This is a genomic window from Streptomyces sp. PA03-6a, from assembly GCF_033792765.1.
Taxonomy (GTDB): domain Bacteria; phylum Actinomycetota; class Actinomycetes; order Streptomycetales; family Streptomycetaceae; genus Actinacidiphila.
The window spans coordinates 1-6,137 of the sequence record NZ_JARAVK010000378.1 but is presented as its reverse complement, the minus strand read 5'-3'; the positions used below and the strand labels follow the sequence as shown (position 1 = coordinate 6,137).

Annotated in this window: 5 protein-coding genes and 3 pseudogenes; 4 read left to right on the top strand and 4 right to left on the bottom strand. The window is 64.4% G+C overall.

All coding sequences use genetic code 11. The annotated features are described in order from the left end of the window. The 3 genes and pseudogenes from PV350_RS43435 to PV350_RS43425 form a co-directional block, all read left to right on the top strand. A pseudogene (locus tag PV350_RS43435) lies at window positions 1–369 on the top strand (transposase); the annotation flags it as partial. A gap of 700 nt (window positions 370–1,069) precedes the next feature. Continuing rightward, window positions 1,070–1,741, top strand: coding sequence for an alpha/beta hydrolase (locus tag PV350_RS43430; RefSeq protein ID WP_500338889.1), 672 nt, complete (start codon window positions 1,070–1,072; stop codon window positions 1,739–1,741). A 465-nt stretch (window positions 1,742–2,206) separates the two neighbouring features. Next, a complete protein-coding gene (locus PV350_RS43425; protein WP_500338888.1) occupies window positions 2,207–3,466 on the top strand; it encodes an MFS transporter in 1,260 nt (419 codons plus the stop codon). 58 nt (window positions 3,467–3,524) lie between these two features. On the opposite strand, the gene PV350_RS43420 is transcribed toward PV350_RS43425, so the two are convergent. The 3 genes and pseudogenes from PV350_RS43420 to PV350_RS43410 form a co-directional block, all read right to left on the bottom strand. Further along, window positions 3,525–3,776 (bottom strand): hypothetical protein, encoded by a 252-nt coding sequence (locus PV350_RS43420; protein ID WP_500338886.1) that lies wholly within the window; start codon window positions 3,774–3,776, stop codon window positions 3,525–3,527. 154 nt (window positions 3,777–3,930) lie between these two features. Further along, the gene (locus tag PV350_RS43415; protein WP_500338890.1) at window positions 3,931–4,146 is read right to left on the bottom strand and encodes a helix-turn-helix domain-containing protein; all 216 of its coding nucleotides are present in this window, start codon (window positions 4,144–4,146) and stop codon (window positions 3,931–3,933) included. A gap of 308 nt (window positions 4,147–4,454) precedes the next feature. Next, a pseudogene (locus PV350_RS43410) lies at window positions 4,455–4,601 on the bottom strand (IS3-like element ISTesp3 family transposase); the annotation flags it as partial. Between PV350_RS43410 and PV350_RS43405 the strand changes: the two are divergent. Beyond that, window positions 4,596–5,036: pseudogene (locus PV350_RS43405) on the top strand (transposase); the annotation flags it as partial. The pseudogenes PV350_RS43410 and PV350_RS43405 sit on opposite strands and share 6 nt — an antisense overlap. Before the next feature lie 314 nt (window positions 5,037–5,350). On the opposite strand, the gene PV350_RS43400 reads toward PV350_RS43405, so the two are convergent. Then, window positions 5,351–6,137: IS256 family transposase (locus tag PV350_RS43400; RefSeq protein WP_500338885.1), on the bottom strand; the 787-nt coding region annotated here is incomplete at its 5' end.

Genomic DNA, 6,137 nt, shown 5'->3' with positions numbered 1-6,137 from the left:
CGGCGCCCGGGTGCTCGCCGAGATCGGAGACGACCGTCAGCGGTTCGCCGACGCCCGGGGTCTGAAGGCATACGCAGGCTCCTCACCCATCACCCGCGCTTCGGGAAAGAAGTCGTCCATCACCCGCCGGTGGGTGAAAACGACCGCCTCAACCACGCCGGCTACCTGTGGGCATTCTCCGCGATCACCGCCTCACCCGGCGCCAAAGCCCATTATCGCAAGCGGCGCAATGATCACGGAGACTGGCACGCCGCCGCCCAACGCAATCTGTTCAACCGCATGATCGGCCAGCTCTACCACTGCCTCCAGAAGCACACACTGTTCGATGAGAGCACGGCCTTCCCCACCGAACTTGGGGTCGCCGCTTGACCTGCTAACCGCCTGAGGTGTCTATGCGGTCACAGCACTAGCCGACCGTAAACGGCCAGCGAGAGGGCTCCGGCGCGTGAGGGTTGCGGCGGCCGCCCCAGCCGACGGGCCGACTCCTTGATCAACACGAGACACGGGCTCCGGACTGCGACTTCCGTCACCGTCTGGAGCCCGTTTCGTCGGTACTCCGAAACCCGGCGGGCACCGCGCACCTACGGGCATCTCCGTGAAGCAGTAGACGCGCGGCGCCACCGCTTGTCTCAGATCCCGCTGGAAGCCTTCCCGGAACCAGGCTCAGGGAGAGTCGCCAACCGCTACATCGGCGAAGCCCAACTCCCGCTCCGTCCGAACCTGCCACCGGATGGCCCAAGGGGCGCTGGTACCTATCCGGACCGTCAATAGATGCGTGCTCACCCAATGCGGGCACATTCAAATCCACGGACTTGATGAGGACTGAACCGTTTATGGAGGCGCCGATCGACGCGCGCCCCGCACCGTACAGCGCACGTCAAGTAGCCGCATCTACGCTCGCCCACGATCACTTCAAAGAACAACTGGATTGAAGGGCGTGTACCGGATGACAACTACTCGCCGTACCTTGCTGGCCGGATCTGCCGCAATCGCGACTAGCGGCCTGCTCAGTACATCAACCGCGCAGGCACATACCCCGAGGAAGGGACCCAAGCCGACCATCGTGCTCGTGCACGGTGCGTTCGCCGACGCGTCCGGCTGGAACGGCGTCGCCACTCGGCTCATCCGCGACGGCTACCCGGTGATCGCACCGGCGAATCCTCTACGCAGCGTTTCCTCCGACTCCGCATACCTGGGTGGCATCCTGGCTACCCTGCGCGGACCCGTGATTCTCGTGGCGCACTCGTATGGCGGGATGGCCATCACGAACGCGGCAACCGGGAACACCAACGTCACGGCACTGGTCTACGTGGCGGCTTTCATGCCGGACCACGATGAGACGCTGCTGGGTCTGCAAACCCAGTACCCGGGAAGTCGGCTGAACGAGGCCGCGCTGGACTTCCGTCCCTACGGCGACGGCCTAGCCGATGGCTACATCAAGAGAGAAGTCTTCCGGGACGTCTTCGCCGGCGATGTACCGAGGGCCACGACCGAACTGATGTGGGCCAGCCAACGGCCAGCCGACACCCGCACTCTGGGCGAGCCCTCCGCTACCCCGGCATGGCGAACCATTCCCTCCTATTATCTCGTGGCTCGCAACGACCAGGTGCTGCCAGCCGCGGCCCAGCGATTCATGGCGCAGCGAGCCGACGCGCACGTCCAGGAAGTCAGCGCCTCGCACGTCGCAATGATCTCGCAGCCCGCAGTGACGGCCGACTTCATCAAGCGCGCCGCACGCTGACATGCCCAAGGACGGCGGAGTCCAGCGGTTGGGTTGACTCCTGCCGCAAGCGGTGGGTGGAGACCTAACCGTGGGCTTCGCCGTCTCACTGGCGCCAGGGGCGCCGAGGTCTCTCGGGAGGTGGGCCACCGAGGGAACCGGTGCCCCTACAAGCATCGACACTCATGCGGGCGAGCCCGCTCAATATGCGCTCAACACGCTCCCAGGCGACACGGTCATGAACCGGACCGTCTCCCTCTACAGAATGCGTTATCAAACTCATCGGAGTGACTATGTTCACGCCTTCCTGACGGCAGCGAGGCTCGTCCGAATTTCACTAGGCTGCAGCCATCTGACGCTGCCCGAAAACATGATTTCCCAGCGTAATGGCCTCCCGCAGTGGCGGCCCCTGAAACCCACCTGACCTGACCGCCGTCACACACCGGCGCATACGCCGAGCGGCCACTTTTCCGGAAGGACGAAAAGATGCATCAGCTGGCATACAAGGGCCAGTGTGTCGCCGAGGAGCTCCGCCACACCTCAGCAAAAGCGCCGATCCGCAATCCAAAACTGACCTTGCTCGCTCTGGCGCTGGGCACCTTCGCGATCGGCACCGGTGAGTTCGGCAGCAACGGCATCATTCAGCTTTTCGCGGCCGATCTCAACGTAGCGATTCCAGTCGCGACCTACGCGGTCACCGCTTACGCCGTCGGCGTGGTGATCGGATCCCCTGCGATCATCCTGCTAGGAGCCCGAGTCAACCGGCGCACCCTGCTGCTCGGATTGATCGTGCTGTTCCTAGTCGGCAACGTTCTCTCCGCACTAGCCCCGAACATCGCCCTGCTGGTGGCCTTCCGGTTCATCACTGGAAGTGTCCAAGGCGCGTTCTTCGGCGCCGGAGCCGTTGTCGCTGCATACGTGTATGGCCCCGGAAGAAGCGGCACGGCGTTCGCCACTGTGATGGGCGGGCTCACCGTCGCGACCATCGTAGGATCGCCGCTTAGCACCTTCATCGGTCAGAGCATTGGCTGGCGTGCCATGTACTGGACCGTAGTCGCCATCGGCCTTATGGCCAGCGCCGCACTGGTCGCCTGGCTACCGCGAACCAGCGACCTGCGCGGCAACTCAATCACGAACGAACTGGGCGCGCTGCGCCGAGTCAACGTCTGGCTCATGGTCACCGTTGCAGCGCTCGGAATCTCCAGCATCTTCGCCGTCTACACCTTCATCGGCCCGTTCATCACCGACGCGGCCCTGCGCGACGCCTCTCTTATCCCGATCGCACTCGCCGTCTTCGGCGTCGGCATGGGGGTTGGCAACTACTACGGCGGACGCATCGCCGACCAGCACGAGAGCCGTGGCCTCATCTGGGGCTACAGCGGCGTCCTGGTGATCCTCGTACTGATCGGCATCGGCGGCAGCAACCTGACGATCCTCCTGCCCTGCTTGTTCGGCGTTGGCGCCACCATGATGTTCGCTATCCCCACCATCCAGGTCCGGCTGACCGCTATCAGCCCGAACGCCCCTACCCTCATGGGCGCGCTCAACCTGGCCGCGCTCAACCTGGCCAACTCACTTGGCGCGATCGGCGGCGCCATCACCCTCGACGCGGGCTGGGGAACCCTGTCCACCGTCTGGGCTGGCTTCGTCCTGACCACAGCCGGTCTGCTGCTGTTCCTGGTGACCAGCACCCGGGGCAAAATCTTGTCCCGCTCGACGCGAACGGCCCAGCCGACAACACGCTGACCAAAACGACCATGATGGGACCCTGTCACCGCGAGGTTCCGCGAGCCATCGGTGCCGGCTACGTGGTTCGACTCATCAGGCCCGAAGCCGGACCGAGTTCTGATACAAAGTGAACAAGCAGAGCTGTAAGCGCCTCATTGACATTCCGGAGATCGGCGATCTCCTTCTCCAAATCCCTGATCCTCTCGCCATAGCGCTCTGCGTCATCACCAGGGAGGGTAGATTGGGCTGCGAGGCACGTATCAATCGGTTCCTCACCTTCCCAAAGGATCGCCGAAGACTCAGAAGTCGGCGGCCGCTCGACGGTCATCGGTGCGGTCTCCTGCACCGGTACTTCCCCTGCGCCAGCAACAAACCCTCCAAGACAATGCCGCCATCGTATTTCTCTTTCCACGCCGAAAGACCGTACTGCAACAGCCGCCGCGGCCTCTAGAACCGTTTATGGCATGGCTGCTGATACGGCATCACACAGCAGTGGGGCGAGCTTTCACGCCACCGCGCGGGCGGAAGGTGACGCCAGCAGAATCCAAGAGTCGGTGCACGTACCCGTACGAGCGGTTCGTCTCTTGGACCAAGTCTCGGATAGAGGCTCCCGCCTCATACTTAGCCTTCAGTTCCGCGGCATATCTTCTTCGTTCGAACCCCGTCAGATAAGGCCGCGGTCTGCGAATCGTCAGCAGTGCATCGGATTGGCGCGCAAGAGAGGTCCCGACCACGTCGCCGATTCACCTAACCCATCGTCTCGAATTAAGAAAATCCCGCACCCTCAACCACAGAAATTCTTCCCGCAAAAATAGCGGCCGCTCCACCACTCCCCCAAAGCCGCCTGATTGCCAGGAATGAACTGCGCATCGACAGGATCAGCCTGTCGGGGGAATTCTCGCAGGCACCACCCCTGCCGCGTCGAATTTTCGCGACACTTTTTTGGATCTTCGCGCCATTAGTGAGTATCCGTCTATTGGTTCGCTCCCCGGTCCACGGCCACTGCGGCGGTGAAGTCGCGGCCGATCAGGTCCGGGGCCTTCGCCACGGACGGGTCCGCGATGGTGGTGCGGTGCCTTCGACGCAGCCGGACTCCCGCGAGATTGATGCTCCGCATCACGCGCGCGATCCGCTTGTGGTTGATCCGCTCGCCCTTGCCTCCCGGCGCCTGGCCGGCTGGGCGATCGCCGACCACATGCGCGCCGGCCTTGTCATCGACGCCCTGCATGCGGCCGAACGGACCCGCGGCACCCTCGCCGGCGCCACCTTCCACAGCCATCACGGGGCCCAATACTGCAGCCGGGCCCTCGCCGACGCCTGCCACACGGCCGGCGTCACCCAGTCCATGAGCGCCGTCGGCTCCAGCGCGGACAACGCACTCGCCGAATCGTTCAACGCGACCTGCAAACGCGAGACCCTGCAAGGCCGCCGAGCCTGGGACACCGCACGCGAGGCCCACCTCGACCTCATCCGCTGGCTGCACCGCTACAACACCGTCCGACGGCACTCCAGCCTCAGACAGCGCAGCCCCATCGCCTACGAGCGAACATTCCGAACAACATCAACTACGCTGGCCAAAGCCGCATAACCCGTGTCCAGAAACCGGGGTCAAGGCCCAATCGCGCCCACCCTGACCGCACCACATGACCTACAACCTGCCGTGGGTCGGCCCGTGACCCCCGTTCCTGCCGTGACGCCACGCAGAAACAACACAGCGCCCGCGAAAGGTACAAAAGCGTTCACTAACGCGAGGCTGCCGCCCTCTCGTGACCGCCAGCATGAAGCACCCCAAAGTCGGCCGGTGAAGACCCGATTCCAACCCTGACAGGGCTTCCATCCGTCTCAGGGTCACGTCCGCTGGAGTGGTGTATCGACGGCCACTCGGTGATCTCTTCTTCGAGGCTATGCGATGAGTTCAGTGGGCAGGGCGGTGTCGTCGTTTCGTGACTCGATCGGGTGGAGGCGGGCTTTGGCGAGGAGGTCGCGGCCCATGTAGCGGCGGGCCTCGGTCCATTCGTCGTTCTGCTCGGCCAGGACCGCGCCGACCAGGCGGATCACGGCGGTGCGGTCCGGGAAGATGCCGACCACGTCGGTGCGGCGCCGGATTTCCTTGTTCAGTCGTTCCTGCGGGTTGTTGGACCAGATCTGCCGCCAGATCTCGCGAGGGAAGGCAGTGAAGGCCAGCAGGTCGTGTTGGGCTGCACCCAGGTGCTCGGCAGCCTTGGGGAACTTCTTCTCCAGGGCGTTCATGACCTGTTTCATCTGGGCTTTGACGGCGTCGGTGTCGGGCTGTTCGAAGACCGTCCGTAGCAGCGTCGCCACCCATGGCTGGGCCGATTTCGGGACCTGGGAGAGCAGGTTGCGGGCGTAGTGCGTGCGGCAGCGCTGCCACGAAGCCCCAGGCAGGACGGCTCCGACGGCGTCCACCAGGCCCGCGTGGGCGTCGGAGACGACGAGCTGGACGCCGGACAGGCCGCGGGCGATGAGCGAGCGCAGGAAGGCCAGCCAGCCGGCGCCGTCCTCAGCGGTGGCGACGTCCAGGCCGAGGATCTCGCGGTGTCCGTCGGCGTTGACACCGACCGCGATCAACGCGTGGACGTTGATGATGCGGCCGCCTTCGCGGACCTTCTGGGTCAGTGCGTCGACCCAGACGAAGGCATACGGGCCGGCGTCCAGGGGCCGGTTGCGG

Coding starts and splice junctions, on each gene's coding strand:
- PV350_RS43425 (WP_500338888.1), top strand. CDS start 2,207: ATGCATCAGCTGGCATACAAGGGCCAGTGTGTCGCCGAGGAGCTCCGC.
- PV350_RS43420 (WP_500338886.1), bottom strand. CDS start 3,776: ATGACCGTCGAGCGGCCGCCGACTTCTGAGTCTTCGGCGATCCTTTGG.